The sequence below is a fragment of the Streptomyces sp. WMMB303 genome, from assembly GCF_029351045.1.
Taxonomy (GTDB): Bacteria; Actinomycetota; Actinomycetes; order Streptomycetales; family Streptomycetaceae; genus Streptomyces.
Genome location: NZ_JARKIN010000001.1, coordinates 5,088,508 through 5,110,000, shown reverse-complemented (window position 1 = coordinate 5,110,000; position 21,493 = coordinate 5,088,508). Strand labels below are relative to the sequence as shown.

11 protein-coding genes, 1 tRNA gene and 2 rRNA genes (1 of these 14 cut by a window edge) are annotated in these 21,493 nt (G+C 69.5%); 12 read left to right on the top strand and 2 right to left on the bottom strand.

What is annotated here, in order from left to right; genetic code table 11:
* The 4 genes from P2424_RS22435 to P2424_RS22420 form a co-directional block, all read left to right on the top strand.
* Positions 1-1,173: ribosomal RNA gene (locus tag P2424_RS22435) — 23S ribosomal RNA — on the top strand; it begins 1,951 nt to the left of the window's first position.
* A gap of 104 nt (positions 1,174-1,277) precedes the next feature.
* A 5S ribosomal RNA gene (gene rrf / locus P2424_RS22430) occupies positions 1,278-1,394 on the top strand.
* 98 nt (positions 1,395-1,492) lie between these two features.
* Positions 1,493-2,179, top strand: a complete 687-nt coding sequence (locus tag P2424_RS22425) for a DegT/DnrJ/EryC1/StrS family aminotransferase (protein ID WP_276477545.1) — start codon at positions 1,493-1,495, stop codon at positions 2,177-2,179.
* 73 nt (positions 2,180-2,252) lie between these two features.
* Positions 2,253-2,325 (top strand) — tRNA-Thr (locus P2424_RS22420).
* A gap of 76 nt (positions 2,326-2,401) precedes the next feature.
* Here the strand turns inward: P2424_RS22420 and P2424_RS22415 are convergent.
* Positions 2,402-5,035, bottom strand: coding sequence for a SpoIIE family protein phosphatase (locus tag P2424_RS22415; protein ID WP_276479080.1), 2,634 nt, complete (start codon positions 5,033-5,035; stop codon positions 2,402-2,404).
* Between the two features lie 436 nt (positions 5,036-5,471).
* On the opposite strand from P2424_RS22415, the gene P2424_RS22410 reads away from it, so the two are divergent.
* The 8 genes from P2424_RS22410 (at position 5,472) to P2424_RS22375 (ending at position 19,822) form a co-directional block, all read left to right on the top strand.
* Complete coding sequence (locus P2424_RS22410) at positions 5,472-11,111, top strand: HAMP domain-containing protein (protein WP_276477544.1); 5,640 nt, start codon at positions 5,472-5,474, stop codon at positions 11,109-11,111.
* Between the two features lie 247 nt (positions 11,112-11,358).
* Positions 11,359-12,054 (top strand): response regulator, encoded by a 696-nt coding sequence (locus tag P2424_RS22405; RefSeq protein WP_276477543.1) that lies wholly within the window; start codon positions 11,359-11,361, stop codon positions 12,052-12,054.
* A 186-nt stretch (positions 12,055-12,240) separates the two neighbouring features.
* Positions 12,241-15,012, top strand: coding sequence for a DNA translocase FtsK (locus tag P2424_RS22400; protein ID WP_276477542.1), 2,772 nt, complete (start codon positions 12,241-12,243; stop codon positions 15,010-15,012).
* A 360-nt stretch (positions 15,013-15,372) separates the two neighbouring features.
* A complete protein-coding gene (locus tag P2424_RS22395; RefSeq protein WP_276477541.1) occupies positions 15,373-16,179 on the top strand; it encodes a helix-turn-helix domain-containing protein in 807 nt (268 codons plus the stop codon).
* Positions 16,180-16,304: 125 nt separating this feature from the next.
* Entirely contained in the window at positions 16,305-17,912 is a 1,608-nt protein-coding gene (rimO, locus tag P2424_RS22390; RefSeq protein ID WP_276477540.1) for a 30S ribosomal protein S12 methylthiotransferase RimO, read from the top strand.
* Positions 17,909-18,730, top strand: a complete 822-nt coding sequence (gene pgsA / locus P2424_RS22385; RefSeq protein WP_276477539.1) for a CDP-diacylglycerol--glycerol-3-phosphate 3-phosphatidyltransferase — start codon at positions 17,909-17,911, stop codon at positions 18,728-18,730. The genes rimO and pgsA overlap by 4 nt, the downstream gene beginning before the upstream one ends.
* Positions 18,727-19,311, top strand: a complete 585-nt coding sequence (locus tag P2424_RS22380; protein ID WP_276479079.1) for a nicotinamide-nucleotide amidohydrolase family protein — start codon at positions 18,727-18,729, stop codon at positions 19,309-19,311. Before pgsA ends, P2424_RS22380 begins: the two co-directional genes overlap by 4 nt.
* A 130-nt stretch (positions 19,312-19,441) precedes the next feature.
* Positions 19,442-19,822 carry a helix-turn-helix transcriptional regulator gene (locus tag P2424_RS22375; RefSeq protein WP_019360111.1) on the top strand — a complete coding sequence of 127 codons (381 nt, stop codon included), beginning with the start codon at positions 19,442-19,444 and terminating at the stop codon, positions 19,820-19,822.
* Positions 19,823-20,595: 773 nt separating this feature from the next.
* Here the strand turns inward: P2424_RS22375 and P2424_RS22370 are convergent.
* The gene (locus tag P2424_RS22370; protein ID WP_276477538.1) at positions 20,596-21,441 is read right to left on the bottom strand and encodes a DNA-formamidopyrimidine glycosylase family protein; all 846 of its coding nucleotides are present in this window, start codon (positions 21,439-21,441) and stop codon (positions 20,596-20,598) included.
* Positions 21,442-21,493 lie beyond the last annotated feature (52 nt).

Genomic DNA, 21,493 nt, shown 5'->3' with positions numbered 1-21,493 from the left:
GAGCTGGGTGTGGCCGCAGAGACCAGCGAGAAGCGACTGTTTACTAAAAACACAGGTCCGTGCGAAGCCGTAAGGCGAGGTATACGGACTGACGCCTGCCCGGTGCTGGAACGTTAAGGGGACCGGTTAGTCACATTTCGGTGTGGTGAAGCTGAGAACTTAAGCGCCAGTAAACGGCGGTGGTAACTATAACCATCCTAAGGTAGCGAAATTCCTTGTCGGGTAAGTTCCGACCTGCACGAATGGCGTAACGACTTCTTGACTGTCTCAACCATAGGCCCGGTGAAATTGCACTACGAGTAAAGATGCTCGTTTCGCGCAGCAGGACGGAAAGACCCCGGGACCTTTACTACAGCTTGATATTGGTGTTCGGTTCGGCTTGTGTAGGATAGGTGGGAGACTGTGATACGGACACGCCAGTGTTCGTGGAGTCGTTGTTGAAATACCACTCTGGTCGTGCTGGATGTCTAACCTGGGTCCGTGATCCGGATCGGGGACAGTGTCTGGTGGGTAGTTTAACTGGGGCGGTTGCCTCCTAAAATGTAACGGAGGCGCCCAAAGGTTCCCTCAGCCTGGTTGGTCATCAGGTGGTGAGTGTAAGTGCACAAGGGAGCTTGACTGTGAGACTGACGGGTCGAGCAGGGACGAAAGTCGGGACTAGTGATCCGGCGGTGGCTTGTGGAAGCGCCGTCGCTCAACGGATAAAAGGTACCCCGGGGATAACAGGCTGATCTTCCCCAAGAGTCCATATCGACGGGATGGTTTGGCACCTCGATGTCGGCTCGTCGCATCCTGGGGCTGGAGTCGGTCCCAAGGGTTGGGCTGTTCGCCCATTAAAGCGGTACGCGAGCTGGGTTTAGAACGTCGTGAGACAGTTCGGTCCCTATCCGCTGCGCGCGTAGGAGTCTTGAGAAGGGCTGTCCCTAGTACGAGAGGACCGGGACGGACGGACCTCTGGTGTGCCAGTTGTTCTGCCAAGGGCATGGCTGGTTGGCTACGTTCGGGAAGGATAACCGCTGAAAGCATCTAAGCGGGAAGCCTGCTTCGAGATGAGGACTCCCACCCCCTTTGAGGGGTTAAGGCTCCCTGGAGATGACGGGGTTGATAGGCCGGATCTGGAAGCACGGTAACGTGTGGAGGTGACCGGTACTAATAGGCCGAGGGCTTGTCCATAGAGGCTCGCGTCCACTGTGTCGGTTCTGAGACAACAACCGTGCAAGCACCATCCCCGTGTTGTCGGGTGGGTGTTGTGCTGCTGGTTGTGTGTTTCACCGTGTTTCGGTGGTCATAGCGTGAGGGAAACGCCCGGTCACATTCCGAACCCGGAAGCTAAGCCTTTCAGCGCCGATGGTACTGCATGCGGGAGCGTGTGGGAGAGTAGGACGCCGCCGAACAAATCGTGCAAGTCGTGGTCCCTGAACTTCTGTTCAGGGACCACGACTTTTTTGTGCGTGGTCACCGGCAGTTCATGTTGCGTGGACATGATCCCGGCATGGGGACAACACAGCTGAACGCCGCCGGCGTCGGTGCGGGGGACGAGGTCGTGGTGCCGTCGTTCGGCGGGGCCGATGTCGCACAGGCCGTGCGGGAGCTCGGGGCGCGACCCGTTTTCGCCGACATCGACGCCGATACCTACTGTCTCGATCCGGCCTCCGCGGCTCGCGCGGCGGGTCCGCGGACCGCGGCGCTCGTCCCCGTGCACCTCTTCGGTCACAGCGCTGACATGGCCGCCCTGCGTGCCGTCGGTGAGCAGCACGGGGTCCCCGTCGTGGAGTGGGAGCCGCTGCCCCGCACCGACGCGATCGATGCCGTCCGTCGGCGTCAGTACGCCACGTCGCTGGGCCGGCGTCTCAGGGGAGTCGTCGCACCGTCGGTTCCCGAGGGCGTCGAGCACGCTTTCACGGAGTACGTGGTGCGAGTACCGGGCAACGGGCGGCCCGACCGTGACGCATTCCGCAGGGCACTGCGTATGAAGGGTGTCGACTGCGGGATACCGGTGCGGGTGCCGGCTCACCGACTGCCTGAGTACGCCTCGACCGTACGGCTTCCGCAGGCCGAGCGTGCCGCTGACGAGAGCCTCTCGCTGCCGCTGAGCGCCGCGATGAGCAAGAAGGACCTGCAGCGCGTCGTGTCGGCCTGCAACGGTCTCGGAGGTCTGTTGCGGGAGCGGGCCGGCTGACTCGACGGGGATCTGGCCGGCGTCAGTTCGATCCAGGAGCCCCGATCGGGTAAGATCTCTTACCGCTGGCCGCGCCCCAATAGCTCAGTCGGCAGAGCGTCTCCATGGTAAGGAGAAGGTCAACGGTTCGATTCCGTTTTGGGGCTCTCCACATGTGAATGAAAGGCCCCCGCCGTACGGCGGGGGCCTTTTCCGTGTGCCTCGGAGTGCTCCGCCCCGCTGCTACTCGGGAACGCGCATGGCGAGGATGGCCATGTCGTCCGAGGGCGCGTCGCTTGCGAAGCGCTCGACCGCGCGCATGATGCGGGCTGCCACCGCGCCGGCGTTCAGGCCTGTACAGGTGGACAGCACGTCGGCCAGGCCGTCGTCCCCCAGCATGCGGGTGCCTTCGCGGCGTTCCGTCACTCCGTCCGTCACACACAGCAGGACGTCGCCGGGCGCGAGCGAGACCGTCTGCTCGTAGAGTTCGAGATCCTCCATGACTCCGAGCAGCGGCTGGGGGTCCGCGGCGGACTCGACGCTGCCGTCCTGGCGCAGCCGGAGGGGCAGCGGATGTCCGGCGCAGACGACCTTCAACTCGGCGCTGCCGTCCTCCTGGGGGCGCATTTCGCCGTACAGGAGAGTGAGGAACCGGCTGCGCGCCCCTTCGTCCAGGATCGCGGTGTTGAGGCGCTCCAGCACGGTGGGGCCGCCCAGCCCCTCGCGGGCGAGCAGCCGCAGCGCGTGCCGGGCCAGGCCGGTGACCGCCGCGGCCTCCGGGCCCGTACCGCAGACGTCGCCGATGGCGAAGCCGTAGGTGCCCTCGTCGATCTCGAAGAGATCGTAGAAGTCACCACCGACCTCGTTGCCCTCGCCCGCGGCGCGGTAGATGACCTCGACCTCGACACCGCCCTCGACCTCCGGCAGTTCGGGCGGCAGCAGGCTGCGCTGCAGGGACTGGCTGATGGCGGTGCGTTCGGAGTAGAGACGCGCGTTGTCCAGCGCGAGCGCGGCACGGCGGGAGAGGTCCTCGGCCAACTCCAGGATCTCCTGGCGGAACCGCTCGTCGGTCGGCTTGCCCAGGGTGAGCATGCCGATGACCCGGTTGCGCGCCACCAGGGGAAGGACGACGGTCTCGCCGCCGACCGCGGCCGCGGTGGCCAGGCTCGTGCCGGGGGAGGGCTGCGGGGCCTCGCCGTCCAGTGAGACGTTGCGCAGCGAGGTGCGCAACGCCGCGGAGTGCGCCGCCTCGGTGGGCGCGGCCCAGACACGCGCTCCGGGGGTGGGAACGGGCTCGGGCGGATCGACCTTCGCGAGCAGCGACTTGAGGTTGTCGATGCGGTCCTCGTCCTCGTGCAGGACGTAGGAGAGGCGGGGTTCTGAGCCCTGGTCCGCGACCGTGTAGACGGCGCACCAGGTGGCCAGTGTGGGGACGGTCATCTGGGCCATCAGCGCGAGCGTCTGATCGCGGTCGAGGGTGCCGGCGAGCAGGTCCGAGGCTTCGACGAGGAAGGAGAGCGAGCCGCGCCGCAGGCGTTCCAGTTCGGTGAGCCGGGCGCGTTCCACGGCGAGCGCGATGCGGTCGGCGGCGAACTGGAGGCGCAGGGCTTCTTCGTTGGTGTAGCGGCCGGGCGCCTCGGTGGCGACTCCGAGGGAGCCGGTGAGCCGGCCCTCGACCTTGAGGGGAACCGTGACCACGGAGCGCATGCCGGTGCCGTCGAGGAGCGGCACGGCACCCGGGACGACCGTCAGGTCCTCGTGCACGGACGGCATCCGGGCCGAGCCGTACCGTCCGCTGGCGGTCTCGACCGGGACGCGGGCGAACCGCTGGCGTGCCGAGGGCAGACCGGTGGAGGCGCGTACCTCCAGTTCGGTCTCGTCGTCGGTGGCCAGCAGCAGGTACGCCGCGTCGCCCTCCAACATGTCCCTGGCCCGTTCGACGGTGCGCTGGAGGAGGCCGTCGAGGTCGTCGGGGGCCGGGGAGCCGATGAAGACCTCGAAGGGGTCGGCGGCGGACTGGTCCTGGCCGTCCGTGGCGGTGCCGGTGTTGTCGTGCGAGTGGACCCGGGGCGGTGACTGCAGGACGGCACGCTCGTGCTCCCGCACCAGCAGGCAGACCGTGGACGGTTCGCCGTCGCTGTCCCGCACACGCAGGTGCGAGGCGTAGACGGGGATCGTGCGGCCGTCCGAACCGCGCATACCGTAGGACCCCTCCCAGCGGGAGAGGCGCAGCGCTTCGGCGACACCGGTTCCGGTGCCGGGGGTGTGCGGCCAGGCGGCGAAGTCGGTGAGCGGCTTGCCGACCACCTGCTCGGCTGCGTAGTCGAACAGTTCGGTGGCGTCCTCGTTCCATGCGCTGATCGATCCGCTGCGGTCCACCTGGACGACGGCGACCCGGATGTGGGTGTCGGTGACCGGCAGTGCCGTGTCCGGGAGTGCCGGACCGGCCGTGCGGGTACCGACCGGGCGCTCGGGGAGGTCGAGCCGGAACCAGACGCGCTTGTCGGACGCGGTGTAGTCGACGCCCCAGCGGGTGGCCAGTGCCGAGGCGAGCAGCAGTCCGCGGCCGCCCTCCCGGTCGGGTCCCGCGGGCTGCGGGTTGACCTCCTGGAGCGGCAGTTCCCGTTCGGGGTAGCGGTCGACGACCTCGATACGGATTCCGTCCTCGTCGCGCAGGCAGAGCACCTCGGCGGCGGTCCCGGCGTGTACCACGGCATTGGTGACCAGCTCGCTGGTCAACACCACGGCGTCGTCGACGACCTCGGACAGGCCCCAGCCCTGGAGGGTGTCGCGCACGAAGCCGCGTGCGGAGGCGACGGAGCGCCCCACCGGCTCGAAGGTGGCGGCGGCGCGTGCGGTGGTCACTGGTCTCCCCATGGGTGTCCTGTCGGCCGGGCGCACCGGTGTGCGCTGTGCGGTCAGGGCCGTGTAGGTCCCCGCCTCCTCGTTCGGGCCTTGCGAGCCCGTGGCGCCCAGGTGGCCCCCGCCCCCGCGCTCGGCGCTCTGCTCTTGCGTCACCGCAGCGCCCCTCCGTCGCCCTTCGTACTCACACCGCTGCCCCCTGCGAAGCCCCTACCCGCCGGACCCGGTAGAGCACCCCGCCGACATGGGGGTGAACGGACAGCCGGGTGCCAGGTTACTTACGTATCCATGGCGCGTGGCGGCCGGATGCGGGTGATTTCCCTCCGGGCCCGCAAACGCAGCGTGATATGCCATGCTGCCGAACTGTTATCGCCTGGTTCGGGCAGGGTGAAACACTGGGAAGGCTCGGAGTACAGGGCCCGGGCAGGAAGGTCGACCCGCAGGAGGGGCAGTGGAGTCTGGCACAACCGCGCGTAGCGGCAACACGCGCGCGAAGGGCGGACGGTCCCGGAGGAGCGGGACGATCGAGGTCGACGCCGCAGCCGTGAACAAGCTCCTGGCCGGGCTGACGGCGATGCGGGACGGCAACTTCCGCAAGCGGCTCACCGTGACCGGTGAGGGACCGATGGCGGAGATCGCCGCGGTCTTCAACGAGGTCGCGGACCAGAACCTGCACCTGACGGGTGAGCTCTCCCGGGTGCGGCGCGTGGTCGGACGTGAGGGGAAACTCACAGAGCGGCTGCAGACCGGCACCTGCGAGGGCTCCTGGGCTTCGGCGATCGATGCGGCGAACTCGCTGGTCGACGATCTGGTGTGGCCCGTCTCGGAGGTGGGCAGGGTGCTGTCGGCCGTCGCCGACGGCGACCTGGAGCAGCGCATGGATCTGCGCGCCCGGGGAGCCGAGGGCGGTGGGCATCCGCTGCGCGGGGAGTTCCTGAAGGTCGGCCGTACGGTCAACGGCCTGGTGGACCAGCTCTCGGCGTTCACGGACGAGGTGACGCGGGTCGCCAGCGAGGTCGGTACCGAGGGCAAGCTGGGCGGCCAGGCGCGGGTGCGCGGGATGTCCGGCTCCTGGAAGGACCTGACGGACTCGGTCAACACCATGGCGTCGCGCCTGACGGCGCAGGTGCGGGACATCGCACTGGTGACGACGGCCGTCGCCAAGGGTGATCTGTCACGCAAGGTGACCGTTCATGTCGCCGGCGAGATGCTGGAGCTCAAGAACACCGTCAACACGATGGTCGACCAGCTCTCCTCCTTCCAGTCCGAGGTCACCCGGGTCGCCCGCGAGGTCGGTACGGAGGGCGAGCTGGGCGGCCAGGCGCGGGTGCAGGGTGTCGCGGGCGTGTGGAAGGACCTGACGGACTCGGTCAACCTCATGGCGGGCAATCTGACCTCCCAGGTGCGGGAGATCGCTCAGGTGACGACCGCGGTCGCCAACGGCGACCTGTCGCAGAAGATCACGGTCAACGCGCGCGGCGAAGTGGCGCAGCTCGCCGAGACGATCAATGCGATGACGGACACGCTGCGCACGCTCGCGGACGAGGTGACACGGGCGGCCAGCGAGGTCGGCACGGACGGGGTGCTGGGCGGCCAGGCGGTGGTCCCGGGCGCGGCCGGAATCTGGAAGGACCTGACGGACTCGGTCAACTCCGCATTCCGCAACCTGACCGCCCAGGTGCGGGACATCGCGCAGGTGACGACGGCGGTCGCGAACGGTGATCTGTCGCAGAAGGTCACCGTGGACGTCTCCGGCGAGATGCAGGAGCTGAAGAACACTGTCAACACGATGGTGGACCAGCTCTCCGCGTTCGGCGCCGAGGTGACGCGGGTCGCCCGTGAGATCGGGGTCGAGGGCGAGCTCGGCGGTCAGGCGGCGGTGCCCGGGGCGGCCGGCACCTGGAAGGACCTGACGGACTCGGTGAACACCGCGTTCCGCAACCTGACGGGCCAGGTGCGCAACATCGCGCAGGTGACGACGGCGGTCGCGAACGGTGATCTGTCGCAGAAGGTCACCGTGGACGTCTCCGGCGAGATGCTCCAGTTGAAGAACACCGTGAACACGATGGTGGACCAGCTGTCGTCCTTCGCCGAGCAGGTGACCAGGATGGCCCGGGACGTCGGCACCGAGGGCAGGCTCGGGGGCCAGGCGCGGGTGGACGGCGTCTCGGGCACCTGGAAGGACCTGACGAACTCCGTCAACTTCATGGCGAACAATCTGACCTCCCAGGTGCGGCAGATCGCCCAGGTGACGACGGCGGTCGCGCGCGGCGACCTGTCGCAGAAGATCGAGGTCGACGCGCGCGGGGAGATCCTGGAGCTGAAGAACACCATCAACACGATGGTCGATCAGCTCTCCGCCTTCGCCGACCAGGTCACGCGGGTCTCCCGGGAGGTCGGTACGGAGGGCAGGCTGGGCGGTCAGGCCCAGGTGCCGGGCGTCGCGGGTGTGTGGCGCGATCTGACCGATTCCGTGAACGGTATGGCGGGCAACCTGACCTCCCAGGTGCGGAACATCTCGCAGGTGGCCACCGCGGTGGCGCGCGGCGACCTGTCGCAGAAGATCGATGTGGACGCGCGAGGCGAGATCCTGGAGCTGAAGACCACGCTGAACACGATGGTCGACCAGCTCTCGTCGTTCGCCGAGCAGGTGACCCGGGTGGCTCGCGAGGTCGGTACCGAGGGCATCCTGGGCGGGCAGGCGGAGGTCAAGGGGGTCTCCGGCACCTGGAAGGACCTCACGCAGTCCGTGAACTTCATGGCGAACAATCTGACCTCCCAGGTCCGGAACATCGCCGAGGTCACCACCGCCGTCGCACAGGGCGACCTCTCCAAGAAGATCACCGTCGATGCAAAGGGTGAGGTCCTCGCCCTGGTGACGACCGTCAACACGATGGTGGACACGCTCTCGTCGTTTGCCGAGCAGGTGACCCGGGTGGCTCGCGAGGTGGGCACCGAGGGCATCCTCGGCGGGCAGGCGCGGGTGCGTGACGTGTCGGGCATCTGGAAGGACCTGACCGACAACGTCAACATCATGGCCAACAACCTCACCTCCCAGGTGCGCAACATCTCCCAGGTGGCAACTGCGGTCGCGGGCGGTGACCTGACGAAGAAGGTCACTGTCGAGGCCAGTGGTGAGGTGGCGCAGCTTGCTGACACCGTCAACACGATGGTCACCACGCTCTCGTCGTTCGCCGAGCAGGTCACCAGGGTGGCCCGGGAGGTGGGCACGGACGGGGTGCTGGGCGGCCAGGCGCGGGTCCGCGGCGTCGCCGGTACGTGGAAGGACCTCACGGAGTCGGTGAACTCCATGGCGTCCAATCTGACCGGACAGGTGCGGCAGATCGCCATGGTCACCACCGCCATCGCCAAGGGCGATCTGACCAAGAAGATCGACATCGAGGCCAACGGCGAGATCCTCCAGCTGAAGACGACCATCAACACGATGGTCGACCAGCTCTCGTCGTTTGCCGAGCAGGTCACCCGGGTCGCCCGCGAGGTGGGCACCGAGGGTCAACTGGGCGGCCAGGCGCGGGTACCGGGCGTCGCGGGTACGTGGAAGGACCTGACGGACTCCGTCAACGAGATGGCGGGCAACCTCACCCGCCAGGTGCGGGCGATCGCCGAGGTGGCCACTGCGGTGACGCGTGGCGACCACAACGTCCGGATCGACGTGGAGGCGGCCGGGGAGATCCTGGAGCTGCAGGGCTACATCAACACGATGATCGCGAACCTGCGGGACACCACGCAGGCCAATCAGGAGCAGGACTGGCTCAAGGGCAACCTGGCGCGGATCTCGGGCCTGATGCAGGGCCGCCGTGATCTGCGGGACGTGGCCGGGCTCATCATGAGTGAGCTGACCCCGGTGGTCTCGGCGCAGCACGGCGCGTTCTTCATCTCGCTGCCCGAGGGCACCCCCGAGAGCGCGGTCGGTGTGGGCGCCGGGCCGGGCGAGGACGGCAGGTACGAGCTGCGGATGCTGGGCAGTTACGGCTACTGCACGGACAGCATGCCCACGTCGTTCCTGCCCGGGGAGTCCCTCGTCGGGACGGCGGCGAAGGAGAAGCGCACCATCGAGATGGGCAATGTCCCGCCCGGTTATCTGAAGATCTCCTCGGGGTTGGGCGAGGCGCCGCCCGCGCATCTGGTGGTGCTGCCGGTCATCTTCGAGGGCACGGTGCTCGGGGTGATCGAACTGGCGTCCTTCCAGCCGTTCGGGCAGATCCAGAAGGACTTCCTGAACCAGATCGCCGAGATGATCGCGACCAGCGTCAACACCATCAGCGTCAATATGCGTACGGAGCGGCTGCTGGAGCAGTCGCAGGAGCTGACGGCGCAGCTCAAGGAGCGCTCCGGCGAACTGGAGAACCGGCAGAAGGCCCTACAGGAGTCCAACGCGGCGCTGGAGGAGAAGGCCGAGCAGCTCGCCCAGACCAACAGCGATATCGAGATCAAGAACCGGGAGATCGAAGAGGCCCGGCAGGTCCTGGAGGAGCGCGCCGAGCAGCTCTCGGTCTCGATGCGCTACAAGTCCGAGTTCCTGGCCAACATGTCGCACGAGTTGCGCACCCCGCTCAATTCGCTGCTGATCCTGGCCAAGCTGCTGGCGGACAACGCCGAGAGCAACCTGTCGCCCAAACAGGTGGAGTTCGCCGAGACGATCCACGGCGCGGGCTCCGACCTGCTGCAGCTCATCAACGACATTCTCGACCTGTCGAAGGTCGAGGCGGGGAAGATGGACGTCAGCCCGACCCGGATCGCGCTGGTGCAGCTGGTCGACTACGTGGAGGCGACCTTCCGGCCGCTGACAGTCGAGAAGGGGCTGGACTTCTCGGTGAGCGTCTCGCCGGAGCTGCCGGCCACGCTGCACACCGACGAGCAGCGGCTGCTCCAGGTGCTGCGCAACCTGCTCTCGAATGCGGTCAAGTTCACCGACAGCGGGGCCGTCGAGCTGGTGATCCGCTCGGCCCGCTCGGACGTTCCCGACGCGATCCGTGAGCAGATGCTGGAGCACGGGTCGCTGCGGGACGCGGACTCGGAGCTGATCGCCTTCTCCGTGACGGACACCGGGATCGGAATCGCGCAGAGCAAGATGCGGGTCATCTTCGAAGCGTTCAAGCAGGCCGACGGCACCACGTCGCGGAAGTACGGCGGCACGGGGCTGGGGCTGTCCATCAGCCGCGAGATCGCCCGGCTGCTGGGCGGGGAGATCCACGCGGTCAGCGAGCCGGGCCGCGGCTCCACCTTCACGCTCTACCTGCCGCTGCACCCCACGGAGCTGCCTCCGCAAGGCTACGCGCAGCTCGTCTCGGGCAGCGCTCCGATGGCCCTCCCGGAGGCGCACACGGCCGTTCCGGCGGCCGCGCCGGGTGAGCTGGAGGCCGGGCGGACGGAGCCGGACGGCGCCGGAGGGCCCGGCGAGCAGACCGCGGACGAGGCCGCGCACTCGCTCGCCGACCGGCGGCGGCTGCGGGACGCCAGCGGCCAGGCGCAGCCCGAACTGCCCCCGGAAGCCCGTCCGTCGTCCTCGGGCAGCGAGAACGGGGCGGCCGACGGGACCGCGGGTGGCGCCGGCACGGCTGCTCCGGTGATCCTCCAGGGCGGCGCCGGGGCGGGGACGTCCGACGGCGCCGTCGAGGTGGCAGGCGAGCGGCCGGCGGCCGGGTACGACCGGGAGGCGGCGCCCTCGCCCGGAGCCGGAGAGGCCGGCGATCTGGCGGGCCGGAAGGTGCTCATCGTCGACGACGACATCCGGAACGTCTTCGCGCTCACCAGCGTGCTGGAGCAGCACGGGCTGCAGGTCCTCTACGCCGAGAACGGCCGGGAGGGCATCGAGGTGCTGGAGCAGCACGACGACGCGGCCGTGGTGCTGATGGACATCATGATGCCGGAGATGGACGGTTATGCGACGACGGCGGCCATCCGCAAGATGCCGCAGTTCGCCGGATTGCCGATCATCGCGCTGACCGCCAAGGCGATGAAGGGGGACCGGGAGAAGAGCATCGAATCCGGTGCTTCCGACTACGTCACCAAGCCGGTGGACACTGATCATCTGCTGGATGTCATGAGGCGGTGGATGGAGGGCGGGTGAATATGACACTGTGTCGATGAGGGCTTGCGTTGACGCAGTGTGGCCGAACGCGTGTGGAAACGCGGTGAACCGGGAACCTTTTGGTCCTCTGGGGCGTTTCCGCTACGTGCACAGTGACATCACGGTGACAGGGTGTGGCGGACCACGGGGTGCGGCTACCATGACCGGCACAAGGACGGGCGGCGGCGACAGGATGCCGCTCCCAGGGGCGGCGTCCGAGAGGCTGCCGGGGCGAGGAGGACGGGCCATGGTGCAGAAGGCCAAGATCCTCCTGGTCGATGACCGGCCGGAGAATCTGCTGGCGCTGGAGGCGATCCTCTCCGCGCTCGATCAGACGCTGGTGCGGGCATCGTCAGGGGAGGAAGCGCTCAAGGCGCTGCTGACCGACGACTTCGCGGTCATTCTGCTGGATGTCCAGATGCCGGGCATGGACGGTTTCGAGACGGCGGCGCATATCAAGCGCCGTGAGCGCACCCGCGACATTCCGATCATCTTCCTCACGGCCATCAACCACGGTCCGCACCACACCTTCCGCGGCTACGCGGCCGGTGCGGTCGACTACATCTCCAAACCGTTCGATCCCTGGGTGCTGCGGGCGAAGGTCTCGGTGTTCGTGGACCTGTACATGAAGAACGTGCAGTTGCGTGAGCAGGCGTCACTGCTGCGGCTCCAGTTGGAGAACGGCGGGGAGCGGAGCTCCGACCCGGCGCGCGACGCCGACGAGGAGGCACAGGGCCTGCTGGTCGAACTGTCCGCCCGGCTGGCGGCCGTCGAGGAGCAGGCCGAGGCGCTCACCAAGCAGTTGGGCGGTGCGGCCGACGGGGCGACCGCTGCGACCGCGGCGCATCTGGAGCGCAAACTCGCCGGGCTCCGCAGCGCACTTGACGCGCTGGGCCCGGGAACGGAAGGGGACCCCTCGGCGCAGGTGTCCTCGCAGAACTGACGGAACAGCTACCGGAAGTGCTCCGGCAGGAGTCCCGTGGCGCAGTCCTCCATGGACTGCGCCGCCACCGACGGCTGTCGCGCGGGGAAGTGACGGCGAGTCCGGACGGCTCCGCCTCTCCCAGGAGGGGCGCCGACGGCCCCGGGCTCCGTGCCTCGGGTGCCCGACCCAGGTAACCTCGCACCTATGGCCTCACGCGCGTCGGGAACAGGAAAGGCTGCCAAGAAAGCACCCGCCAAGAAGGCTGCCCCGAAGTCAGCGAAGGCAGCCCCGGCGAAGAAGGCGCCGCCCAAGAAGGCAGCCGCCAAGAAGGCGCCGGCCAAGAAGCCCGCGGCCAAGGGCGGCAAGGGCACGGCGGCGCCGTCCCCGACCAGTGGCGTCCTCAAGGTGCTCAAGGCGTGCTGGCTCGGCCTGGCACACACGCTCGGCGCGCTCCTGCGGGGCATAGGGCGCAGCGGCAAGGCGCTGGACCCTGCCCATCGCAAGGACGGACTCGCGCTGCTGCTGATCGGTCTGGCACTGATCGTCGCGGCCGGTACCTGGTCCAATCTCCAGGGTCCGGTCGGGGATCTGGTGGAGATGCTGGTGACCGGCGCGTTCGGCAGGCTGGACCTGCTGGTGCCGATACTGCTGGCCGTCATCGCGGTGCGGCTGATCCGTCATCCGGAGAAGCCCGAGGCCAACGGCCGGATCGTGATCGGGCTTTCGGCCCTCCTGGTCGGGGTGCTGGGGCTCGTGCACATCGGCTGCGGCGCGCCCGGCAGGGGCGCGGGCGATGATGCGCTGCGGGACGCGGGCGGCCTGGTCGGGTGGGGTGTCTCCCGTCCGCTGCTCTTCACGCTGGGGGACATGCTCGCGGTCGCGCTGCTCACCCTCGTCACCGTCTTCGGACTGCTGGTGGTGACGGCCACCCCGGTCAACGCCATCCCGCAGCGTCTCCGGGCCGCAGGGGTGAGGCTGGGTGTCGTCCAGCCGGTGGCCGGTTACGACTACGACCTGGAGCCGGACGAGGAGGAGCCGGTCACCGGACGCCGTGCGCACAGCATGCGCAAGGATCGGATCGCTCCCGCGCTCGCCGAGAAGGAGGCCCTCGATCGCCGTCGGCGGGCAGGGCCGCGGGAGGCGCTTCCCGCCGACGGCGAGATCGGCGCGAGCGCCGGGGAGGGCGAGCGGACGCGGGACGCGGTGGACGTGGCCGCCGCCGCTGCCGCCTCGCTGGACGGGGCCGTCGTCAACGGGGTCCAGCCGTCGCCGGTGGTCGCCGATCTGACCACTTCGGTCGCCAAGTCGCGCGGTGGGAGGCGCAAGGGCGATGCGGCCGGGTCGGCCGTGCCGGGCGCGCGAGGCCGGGTCGGTGCGCAGGGCGAGGGTCCGCAGGGTGACGAGGCCACGGAGCGCACCCCGGTCCCCGACCTGACGAAGGCCGCGGCGTCGCCGGAACCCGCCGACCTGCCCGCGCGTGCCGAACAGCTCACTCTCTCCGGAGACATCACCTATGCGCTGCCGTCGCTGGACCTGCTGGAACGCGGCGGACCGGGGCGGTCCCGCAGTGCCGCCAACGATCAGGTGGTGCAGTCGCTGACCACCGTCTTCACCGAGTTCAAGGTGAACGCCGCCGTCACCGGCTTCACCCGCGGTCCGACGGTCACCCGCTACGAGATCGAGCTGGGGCCGGGGGTGAAGGTGGAGAAGATCACGGCTCTGGCCAAGAACATCGCCTACGCCGTGGCCAGTCCCGACGTCCGCATCATCAATCCGATTCCCGGGAAGTCCGCGGTGGGGATCGAGATCCCCAACAGCGACCGGGAGATGGTCAATCTCGGTGACGTGCTGCGGTCCGCCGACGCGTCGGGTGAGGAGCATCCGCTGCTGGTCGGGCTCGGCAAGGACGTCGAGGGGGGATACGTCTCGGCCAATCTCGCGAAGATGCCGCACATCCTCGTCGCGGGCGCCACCGGCTCCGGCAAGTCCTCCTGCATCAACTGCCTCATCACCTCGGTGATGGCCCGGGCCACGCCGGAGGACGTGCGGATGGTGCTCGTCGACCCCAAGCGGGTCGAGCTGACCGCCTACGAGGGCATCCCGCATCTGATCACCCCGATCATCACCAACCCCAAGAAGGCCGCCGAAGCCCTCCAGTGGGTCGTGCGCGAGATGGATCTGCGCTACGACGACCTGGCGGCGTTCGGGTTCCGCCACATCGACGACTTCAACGAGGCGGTACGGGCCGGCCGGGTGTCCGCTCCCGAGGGCAGCGAACGGGAGCTGACGCCGTACCCCTATCTGCTGGTGATCGTGGACGAGCTGGCCGACCTGATGATGGTCGCGCCGCGCGACGTGGAGGACGCGATCGTGCGGATCACCCAGCTCGCGCGGGCCGCCGGCATCCACCTGGTGCTGGCGACCCAGCGGCCGTCGGTGGACGTCGTCACCGGTCTCATCAAGGCGAATGTCCCCTCCCGGCTCGGCTTCTCCACCTCGTCCCTGGCCGACAGCCGCGTCATCCTCGACCAGGGCGGTGCCGAGAAGCTCATCGGCAAGGGTGACGGACTGTTCCTGCCGATGGGTGCGGGCAAACCGACCCGGATGCAGGGCGCCTACGTCAATGAGCAGGAGGTCCAGGCGGTCGTCGAGCACTGCAAGGCGCAGATGACGCCTGTCTTCCGGGAGGACGTGACCGGGGCGCAGGGCAAGAAGAAGGAGATCGACGAGGAGATCGGCGACGACATGGATCTGCTCTGCCAGGCGGCGGAGCTGGTCGTCTCCACCCAGTTCGGGTCGACCTCGATGCTCCAGCGCAAGTTGCGGGTCGGGTTCGCCAAGGCGGGGCGGCTGATGGACCTGATGGAGTCGCGTGGCGTGGTGGGTCCCAGCGAGGGCTCCAAGGCGCGGGATGTCCTGGTCAAGCCCGACGAGCTGGACGAGGTGCTCACGGTCATCAGAGGTGGCGGGCAGTAGTCCCCGTGCGGAGGCCCGGCGCCGCACTCGGCGCGTCCACCTCGGCGTGGGCGGCCCGGTGCAGGCCGGCGGGCGGCTTCCAGAGTGCCGACGGGGTGCCGCGCACCGGCTGCCCGGCGGTACAGCTCACTCGAAAGGGCGGTCGAGGCAACCGTTTCCGTGGTCTGTACGTCAAGTTGGGGGAAGGGACGGGCAGAGACGTCGGCGTACTCGGTTCCGCGCGGGCGCCCCCGGCGCAGCTCGGTCATACGTACGCCATACATATGGCGTACAAACTTGCTCCGCCCGCTTGCCCCACCCTTTTGCTCCGCCCCTAGACTGAACCTCCAGCAGGTGGCTACACGCTCGAAAGGCGCCCCCGTGTCCATCGGCAACTCCCCCGAAGAGGACCGGCCCCCGGTCGGTCGAGCCCTCCAGCAGGCCCGCATCGACGCACGGCTGACCGTGGAAGAGGTCAGTACCGCCACCCGGGTGCGTGTCCCGATCGTGCAGGCGATCGAACAGGACGACTACTCCCGATGCGGCGGCGACGTGTACGCGCGCGGCCACCTCCGCACTCTGGCACGCGCGGTCGGCCTCGACGGCGACGCCCTGGTCGCGCAGTACGACGAGGAACACGGCGGCCGTCCCGAGCCCACGCCGCCCGCAACCCTGTTCGAAGCGGAGCGCATCCGCCCCGAGCCCCGCAGACCGAACTGGACGGCCGCGATGGTCGCCGCAATCGTCGCGGTGATCGGTTTCGTCGGTTTCACTCTCGTCGGCGGCGGTGGCGGGGAGGAATCCGGCAAGCAGGCCGCGGAGGAGGCACCCGCGGGGAAGTCCTCGGCGGAACCCTCCGCCGACCCCTCGCCCTCCGGGAAGAGCGAGCCCAAGCCGTCCGAGAGCGCCATCGCCGGGGCCCCCGCCGACAAGGTCACCGTCCGGATGACCGCGGAGAAGGGCAACAGCTGGGTCTCCGCGAAGGACCACAACGGACGGCTGATCCACGAAGGCGTGCTCAAGGAGGGCCAGTCCAAGACCCTCACCGACGACAAGCGGCTCGACCTCGTGCTGGGCAACGCCGGGGGCGTGAAGCTGTACGTCAACGGCAAGCAGGTGGAGCACGCGGGAGAGGTCGGCCAGGTGCAGCGCCTCAGCTACACCCGGGGCGACCCCGAAGCGGGCTGACCGGCACCGCGTACCGGGGTCCGGCAGGGGCCCGCCGCCGGATGCGGCGCCGCGCCCGTACCGGTGAGCTGCATGGTCGCAACCTGGCGGCGGATGGTGCCGGAGGGACGAAGTAGGCTGATCCCATGCCCGAACGCCGTACCGTCGCCCTTGTCACTCTCGGCTGCGCCCGTAACGAGGTGGACTCGGAAGAGCTCGCAGGCCGCCTGGCGGCGGATGGTTGGGATCTCGTCGAGGATGCCGCCGCCGCCGATGTCGCCGTCGTCAACACCTGCGGTTTCGTCGAGGCCGCCAAGAAGGACTCCGTCGACGCGCTGCTGGAGGCCAACGACCTCAAGAACGCAGCCAAGGAGGGCGAGGGCAGAACCCAGGCCGTGGTGGCCGTGGGCTGTATGGCCGAGCGCTACGGCAAGGAACTGGCCGAGGCGCTCCCCGAGGCGGACGGGGTCCTCGGGTTCGACGACTACACGGATATCTCCGACCGCCTCCGCACCATCCTGGGCGGCGGGGTGCACGCGCCGCACGTCCCGCGCGACCGGCGCAAGCTGCTGCCCGTGAGCCCGGCCGAGCGCCAGGGCGCCGCCGTCGCGCTCCCCGGACACGGGGCCGCGGCAGCTGCCGGGGCGACCACCCAGCAGAGCGCCGACGAGGCCGCCGAGTCCGCCCCCGCTGACCTCCCCGAGGGTGTCGCGCCCGCCTCCGGGCCGCGCGCGCCGCTGCGGCGGCGGCTGGGCAGCAGCCCCGTCGCCTCCGTCAAGCTCGCCTCCGGCTGCGACCGCCGGTGCTCCTTCTGCGCCATTCCGTCCTTCCGCGGCTCGTTCATCTCGCGCCGCCCGGCCGACGTGCTCACCGAGACCAGATGGCTCGCCGAGCAGGGCGTTCGGGAGATCATGCTCGTCTCCGAGAACAACACCTCCTACGGGAAGGACCTGGGGGACATCCGGCTGCTGGAGACGCTGCTGCCGGAGCTGGCCGCCGTCGACGGCATCGAGCGGGTGCGGGTGAGCTACCTCCAGCCGGCCGAGATGCGGCCCGGGCTGATCGACGTGCTCACCGGCACCGAGAAGGTCGCTCCCTACTTCGACCTGTCCTTCCAGCACTCGGCGCCGGGCGTGCTGCGCGCGATGCGGCGCTTCGGCGACACCGAGCGCTTCCTCGGGCTGCTGGAGGAGATCCGCACGAGGGCTCCGCAGGCGGGCGCCCGGTCGAACTTCATCGTCGGCTTCCCCGGCGAGAGCGAGCAGGACGTGGCGGAGCTGGAGCGCTTCCTGACCGAAGCGCGCCTCGACGCGATCGGGGTGTTCGGGTACTCGGACGAGGACGGCACCGAGGCCGCCGGGTACGCGGACAAGGTGGATCCGGACGAGGTCGCAGAGCGACTCGCGCACATGTCCAGGCTCGCCGAGGAGCTGACCGCCCAGCGCGCCGAGGAACGAGTGGGCGAAACCGTCCGGGTGCTCGTCGAGACCCACGACGAGGAGGACGGGCCACTCGGCCGCGGCGCACACCAGGCACCGGAGACCGACGGCCTGGTGCGGCTGGAGGCCTCCGGGTCGGTCCTCGGCGAGGGCCGCGCCCTGCCGGTGGGCCGGATGGTCGAGGCGCGCGTCGTCGCAGCCGAGGGTGTGGATCTGATCGCGGAGCCCCTCACCGCCGCCGCAGGGCACGGCGCCGCTCCGGCCGCCCGTTCGGGCGCCGACCTGCTCCGCATCGGGGAGGAGGCCGGCAGATGACCGGAGTCCCGGCCTCCGCGGCCCGGCGTGGCACCGTACCCAAACCGGCGGCGGCGAGCACGGTACGCCCTGTGAGCCTGTGGAACATCGCGAACATCCTGACCATGGTGCGGCTCCTGCTGGTGCCCGCGTTCGTGCTGCTCATGGTCGCGAACGGCGGTCACGACCCGGCCTGGCGTTCGTTCGCCTGGGCCGCATTCACCATCGCCATGATCACCGACCTGTTCGACGGGGAGCTGGCGCGCCGGTACAACCTCGTCACCGACTTCGGGAAGATCGCCGATCCCATAGCGGACAAGGCGATCATGGGAGCGGCGCTGATCTGCCTCTCCGCCCTTTCGGACCTGCCGTGGTGGGTCACCGGGGTGATCCTCTTCCGTGAGTTGGGCATCACGCTGCTGCGCTTCTGGGTGATCAGGCACGGGGTCATCCCGGCCAGCCGGGGCGGCAAGATGAAGACGCTCGCGCAGGGCGTCGCCGTCGGCATGTACGTGCTGGCCCTGACCGGGCCGCTGGCCACCGCCCGCTGGTGGGTGATGGGGGTGGCCGTCGTCCTCACCGTCGTCACCGGTCTCGACTACGTACGCCAGGCCGTCGTGCTGCGCCGGGCGGGTCTGGCCGCGGAGGCGGCCGGGTCCGCGGCGTCCCCGGCGGGGAGCGGGCCGTCCTCGCCCGGGAGCGAGCCGGCGGCCCGCGGCGATGCCGCGCACGGCGAGAGGGCGGCGAGCGCCCAGGCGGATGAAGGGCTTGGTTCCGGGAACCCGGGGAAGAAGCGGGCCACCGGGAGCGCAGAGGACACAGGAGGTGAGCGGCCCTGACGCAGGCGGATTCCAGGGCAGGTGGTGTGCTGGCGCTGCTCGCCGAACGGGACCAGACGCTCGCCGTGGCGGAGTCGCTGACTGGAGGACTGGTCGCGGCCGAGATCACCGGCGTCCCAGGTGCCTCACGAGTCTTCCGTGGTTCGGTGACCGCGTATGCGACCTCGCTCAAGAGGGATGTACTCGGTGTGGACGGGGCACTCCTTGAGGAGCGGGGTGCTGTCGACGCGGAGGTCGCTCGTCGGATGGCGCACGGTGTACGCACGGTGCTCGGCGCCGACTGGGGCCTCGCCACGACGGGTGTGGCCGGGCCCGAGCCCCAGGACGGGCAGCCGGTCGGAACGGTGTACGTCGCCATCGCCGCCCCCGGGGCGACGCCAGTGGCGCGGAAGCTGCGATTGGCCGTCGGCCGGAGCGGTGAGCCGGCCGACGGCGGTGCGGCAGCCGGAGAACGTGAGCGTGCCGGGATCCGCACGGAGAGTGTTCGAGGAGCGCTGGAGCTGCTCTACAACGAACTGATCGAAAATGCCGGAGGGCAGGATAGGGAACAGACCGGGGGGAATGGATGTTTGCAGCCCTGAGTGAACACGACATCGCTCCCCGCACGGCCGCCTGCCGAGGCGGTACGGTGGAGCCTGAAGGAGTCGGGGTCAACTGGCCGTCCCGATACAGGCTGTGGAAGACGCCGCGCGTTGAGAGGGAGGAGCACCGATGATTCTGCTCCGTCGCCTGTTGGGTGACGTGCTGCGTCGGCAGCGCCAACGCCAGGGTCGCACCCTGCGCGAAGTCTCATCGTCCGCCAGGGTCTCGCTCGGATACCTCTCCGAGGTCGAGCGCGGCCAGAAGGAAGCCTCGTCCGAGCTGCTCTCATCGATCTGTGACGCCCTCGATGTGCGGATGTCCGAGCTGATGCGGGAGGTCAGCGACGAGCTGGCGCTCGCTGAGCTGGCCGAGTCCGCGGCGAGCGACGCCGTGCCCGCCCCGATGCGGCCGGTGCTCAACCCGCTGTCCGTCACTTCGGTCACCGGGGTGCCCGAGGAGCGCGTCACGATCAAGGCGCCGACGGAGGCCGTGGACGTGGTCGCGGCCTGACGCCGGGTGGCGATCGTGACCGGGCACGCCGCTGCCGAGGTTCCGCACGGGGTGCGGAACGCGGCAGCCGGGTGAGGCATGGAACGGACGACAGATCCCGCCGGAGTTCCTCCGGCGGGATCTTCGTATATGCGGAGGCGACGGCGTCACACCGGCCCCCGGCGCTCCGGTCCCGAGCGGCGAGCGGGTCAGGAGGTCCTTCCGGGGCCGCGCCCCCTTCCCGGGCGGGGCCGGGCGGGAGGCTCTCGCGGCAGGCACGAGGCGCCCCCCTGCGTCCGGGGGCCACGTGCTGTGGTCGCGGGGTCGCCCGGGGTGCGGGACGATGGCCGTGTTCTCGATTTCGTCGACGGCCCGTCCTCTTCGCCGCCGCCCGATGCGGCCAGGGCTCCGTCGCGGGAGGTGGCGGCATGTCGGCTGTGCGCCCGTTGCTGCGGTGTCGCTGGGCACTCGGGAGTGCCTGTGCCATCGGGTGGTTGTGTGCGATATGGCGGGTGGCCGCAGGGGAGGGCGGCCCGGTGGAGGCGTCGGTGACAGCGGGGGGATGGGGGTTGAGCGTACTGCCCGTGCATGTGGCGCGAGGGCGCTCGGTGCGGAAGGGCGTCCGGCGAGCTGCCATGGCAGGGCGCCCCGGCCGTGGCAGCGCGGAGTCCGCCCGGTCGTGAGAGGCGGAGAGGCCGGACCTCTCGCACGGACTGTGCCGTCCCGAGCGGCGACCCGCCAGACGCCGGAAGTGCTCAGTCCGCTGCTGCGGCACCTTGAGAGCTGACAGTACGTCAAGTTCCGGTGAACTGGGCTTCTTCTTCGACGCCCCCGGGCGCCGGCTGGCAGCGCGGGCAGTACCAGACGGTGCGGACACGCTCGGGCGGCCCGTGGGAGCCGGTGCGGATCGGGGTGCCGCAACGGTGGCACGGTCGGTTCGCGCGTCCGTAGACCGCCAGACCGCGGTCCGGCCGCGGGCTGTTGGTGGTGCGGCGGCGGGAGCGGTCCTTGTTGGCCTCCAACAGCCGCTTGGCCGCGCCGACCAGGCGGGTCGGCAGCCCGGCGGGCAGCGAGCCCACCGGGGCCCAGGGTGAAGTGCGGGCAAGAAAGCACAACTCGGCTGCGTAGACGTTGCCGATGCCCGCCAGGTTGCGCTGGTCGAGCAGAGCCTCGACCAGCGGCCGGGCCGGGTCCTGGAGCAGCCGCCGTTCGGCTTCAGCCGCGTCCCAGTCGGGGCCGAGCAGGTCGGGACCCAGGTGGCCGACCACGGTGAACTCCGCCGAGGTGCGCACCAGTTCCAGTACGGGGAGCCGGATCCCGGCAACGGTGTGCGACCCGGTGGCCAGGAGTGCACGGATCTGATGGCCGGGCCCGAAGCCCCGGAGCGGGTCGGTATTCCCCGGCGGACCCGCCCTGACCCGCCACGCGCCCTCCATGCCCAGATGGGAGTGCACCGTCAAGCCGCCCTCGACGCGCATCAGCAGATGTTTGCCGCGCGGAGTGACATCCAGCAGCGTCCGTCCCGACAGATCGACCGTCGCCATCCTGGGCACCCGGAAGTCCGTGCGGACCAGCGGCTGCCCGGCCAGCGCCGAGTGCAGGGCGTGCGCGGTACGCCAGACGGTGTCCCCTTCGGGCATCGGCCATCAACCCCTTTCACGGCTTGCACGACATTCCCGGCCTTCCGGCGTC

Coding starts and splice junctions, on each gene's coding strand:
- P2424_RS22425 (WP_276477545.1), top strand. CDS start 1,493: ATGGGGACAACACAGCTGAACGCCGCCGGCGTCGGTGCGGGGGACGAG.
- P2424_RS22415 (WP_276479080.1), bottom strand. CDS start 5,035: ATGGGGAGACCAGTGACCACCGCACGCGCCGCCGCCACCTTCGAGCCG.
- P2424_RS22405 (WP_276477543.1), top strand. CDS start 11,359: ATGGTGCAGAAGGCCAAGATCCTCCTGGTCGATGACCGGCCGGAGAAT.
- P2424_RS22400 (WP_276477542.1), top strand. CDS start 12,241: ATGGCCTCACGCGCGTCGGGAACAGGAAAGGCTGCCAAGAAAGCACCC.
- rimO (WP_276477540.1), top strand. CDS start 16,305: ATGCCCGAACGCCGTACCGTCGCCCTTGTCACTCTCGGCTGCGCCCGT.
- pgsA (WP_276477539.1), top strand. CDS start 17,909: ATGACCGGAGTCCCGGCCTCCGCGGCCCGGCGTGGCACCGTACCCAAA.
- P2424_RS22375 (WP_019360111.1), top strand. CDS start 19,442: ATGATTCTGCTCCGTCGCCTGTTGGGTGACGTGCTGCGTCGGCAGCGC.
- P2424_RS22370 (WP_276477538.1), bottom strand. CDS start 21,441: ATGCCCGAAGGGGACACCGTCTGGCGTACCGCGCACGCCCTGCACTCG.